The sequence below is a fragment of the Burkholderia sp. Nafp2/4-1b genome (genome assembly GCF_003635165.1).
GTDB lineage: Bacteria > Pseudomonadota > Gammaproteobacteria > Burkholderiales > Burkholderiaceae > Burkholderia.
Genome location: NZ_ML058668.1, coordinates 1 through 2,597, shown reverse-complemented (window position 1 = coordinate 2,597; position 2,597 = coordinate 1). Strand labels below are relative to the sequence as shown.

Below are 2,597 nucleotides of genomic sequence, written 5' to 3'. Positions count from 1 at the left end.
GCCATTTCGCGCTCATTCTGCCCATATCGGGCAGGAAGTCGAAGTCCATTATCGCTGGCATCCGCTGTACGGACGTCGCGTCAAGGTCAGAGACGTCGAACATCGTGGCGGAAGCCAAGTCATCCACGTGGAGACGGACGGTGCCGTAGTCAAGATGATCGCAGCGTGGATGCTTGATGCCGCTGTATGTTCAGCCATGGTTCTCGGCGAACCGAGGGTTTCCGTAACGGCACTGCACAATTTGCATCAGTTACTGGCCGATCGGCATTTGCGGGGACACTCTCCGGACGGTTCCACCAACGTCCGGGAGAAACGCAATGGCCACTCTGCCAAACGTCGTTCTAGCAGATCAACAGTCGTCGCGGTCGATGCCGCAGCAGATGAACCTGACGTTCGATACGGTCGAGCTTCAGGGAATGAACGCGGTGCAGCGAGCAAACGCGCTCAGGCATCTCGCGTGCCTGCTGATGCAGGCCGCCGGCATCTCGACTGCGAAGGGGCCTGACGATGAAGAATGATGATCGTTTGCCCGCAGATCTTCTTAAACGCAAGGCAGTAGTTTATGTCCGGCAGTCCAGCCAGACACAGGTCCAACTGAACCTCGAGAGCCAGCGCCGGCAGTATGACCTTGTGCATGAAGCAAAGCGACATGGATTTCGCGACGTTGAAGTCATCGACGACGACCAAGGGCGCTCGGCGAGCGGCACGGTTGCGAGACCGGGCTTCGATCGTCTGGTCGCGTTATTATGCGCTGGCGACGTCGGCGCAGTGCTTTGCCTCGATGCCTCACGCCTTGCTCGCAATGGACGCGACTGGCATCATCTGCTCGAGCTCTGCGGTCTCGTTGAAGCGCGGGTAATCGACCTTGACGGCGTGTACGACCCTTGCCGGGCAAATGACCGGCTGTTGCTTGGCATGAAGGGCAGCATCAGCGAGTTCGAACTTAACGTGCTTCGAACGCGCATGCACGACGCCAAACGAGAGAAGGCACACCGTGGTGAATTACGTATCAGCGTGCCGGTTGGCTATATCTGGCATCGTGATGTCGGTCTGGGATTCGATCCAGATGCGCGGTTGCAGGAAGTCATACGCTTGATTTTCACCCGATTCCGGCAACTGGGCAGCGCGCGGCAAGTCCTGCTGTCGATGAGGGCTGAGCAGGTTCATTTTCCGCGTCCATCTGATGGCCGGACGCTGACGCAGGTCGACTGGACTCCGATACGTTACCGTAACGTGATCTCGGTGCTCAAGAATCCGTTCTATGCTGGTGTCTACGCGTATGGCAAGAGCGGTAGCAGATGACGATCGTCGAAGGCCGTGCTCGCAAGAGCTACAAGCACCGCAAGCCGTTTGAGGACTGGGACGTCATGCTCCGGGAGCATCACGAAGGCTACATCGACTGGGCCGAATTCGAGCGCAACCAGGAGAAGCTGGCCACCAACGCCTATGGCAAGGCTGGTGACGTAAAATCCAGTCGTGGTGGACGCGCGCTGCTTGCCGGTTTGCTTGCCTGCGCCCGCTGCGGACGTCGCCTGTCAGTAGCCTATGCAGGACGCATCCCGCAGGCAGTCTACCGGTGCAATCGCTTCGACATGCCGCCGCGATGCATGACGTTCGGCGGCTCACGCATCGATGCCGCTATCGGCAAGGAGCTTCTGCGCGTCGTGGAGCCATTGGCGATTGAAGCGGCCCAACAGGCCGAGCAAATGCACATGGATACCCTGAACGAGCAGCGGCGAATCGTGGAGCTTGAACTGCAGCAGGCTCGGTACGAGGCCACGCTGGCTGAGCGGCGCTACGCCGCCTGTGATCCTGAGAACCGTCTGATTGCCGCGCAGCTGGAGAAGAACTGGGAAGCGGCATTACGTCGTGTACAGGCCTGCCAGGCCCGCCTGGAGACGGTCACTAAACCAGACGCGCAGGCTCCCCTGCCTGACTTTACGAAGCTCGCCGAGGATCTTCGTGCTGCGTGGAATGCACCGGGCGTCACCATGCGCACACGTCAACAGCTTGTTCGCGCGTTGATTGCCGACATCGTTGCCGACGTGGACGAAGCCGCTCGCGAAGTCATCCTCACGATTCACTGGCAAGGTGGCCAGCATTCCGAGCTTCGAGTCCGCAAGCCTCGGACTGGCGAGCATGGATGCAGTACCTCTGACGACGCGCTCGCGGTCATTCGCAGCATGATCACCCGGTGGTCAGACCAGGACATCGCAGCGTCGCTGAATCGGATGGGGATTCGCACCGGCCAAGGCAAGACCTGGACCGCACACCGTGTCAGATCGATACGGCAAGTGCGCGACATTCGAGCCTACAAGTCGGCGGATAAGGATGGACAATGGTTGACGATGTCTGACGCGGCGAAACTGCTCGGCGTCACTCATTACATGATCCGGCGTCTTATCAACGATCGGATTCTGCCAGCGGAGCAAGTCATGCCCGACGCCCCATGGCAGATTCGTGCAAGCGATCTGCACAGCGACGCTGTTACGGCGGCCCTGGCGCGCAAATATCGCCCGTGTCGCAACGATGTCGAAGGACAAATCCCAATGTTTATCGAGGCTCCGGAAGGAGGTGCACAATGAACGCCCCATTGC

Annotated in this window: 3 protein-coding genes; all 3 read left to right on the top strand. The window is 59.5% G+C overall.

Going from position 1 to position 2,597, the window contains the following annotated elements; genetic code table 11:
- Positions 1-317: 317 nt before the first annotated feature.
- The 3 genes from C7H84_RS35515 to C7H84_RS37000 are packed head-to-tail and all read left to right on the top strand — an operon-like array spanning position 318 to position 2,585.
- Positions 318-518, top strand: coding sequence for a hypothetical protein (locus C7H84_RS35515; RefSeq protein ID WP_121863138.1), 201 nt, complete (start codon positions 318-320; stop codon positions 516-518).
- Positions 508-1,302, top strand: a complete 795-nt coding sequence (locus C7H84_RS37005; protein ID WP_240462204.1) for a recombinase family protein — start codon at positions 508-510, stop codon at positions 1,300-1,302. Before C7H84_RS35515 ends, C7H84_RS37005 begins: the two co-directional genes overlap by 11 nt.
- A complete protein-coding gene (locus C7H84_RS37000; RefSeq protein WP_240462203.1) occupies positions 1,299-2,585 on the top strand; it encodes a hypothetical protein in 1,287 nt (428 codons plus the stop codon). The genes C7H84_RS37005 and C7H84_RS37000 overlap by 4 nt, the downstream gene beginning before the upstream one ends.
- The last annotated feature ends 12 nt before the right edge of the window (positions 2,586-2,597 follow it).

Bases quoted from the DNA above. Each gene is read 5' to 3' on its own strand.
- C7H84_RS35515 (WP_121863138.1), top strand. From the start codon at position 318: ATGGCCACTCTGCCAAACGTCGTTCTAGCAGATCAACAGTCGTCGCGG.
- C7H84_RS37005 (WP_240462204.1), top strand. From the start codon at position 508: ATGAAGAATGATGATCGTTTGCCCGCAGATCTTCTTAAACGCAAGGCA.
- C7H84_RS37000 (WP_240462203.1), top strand. From the start codon at position 1,299: ATGACGATCGTCGAAGGCCGTGCTCGCAAGAGCTACAAGCACCGCAAG.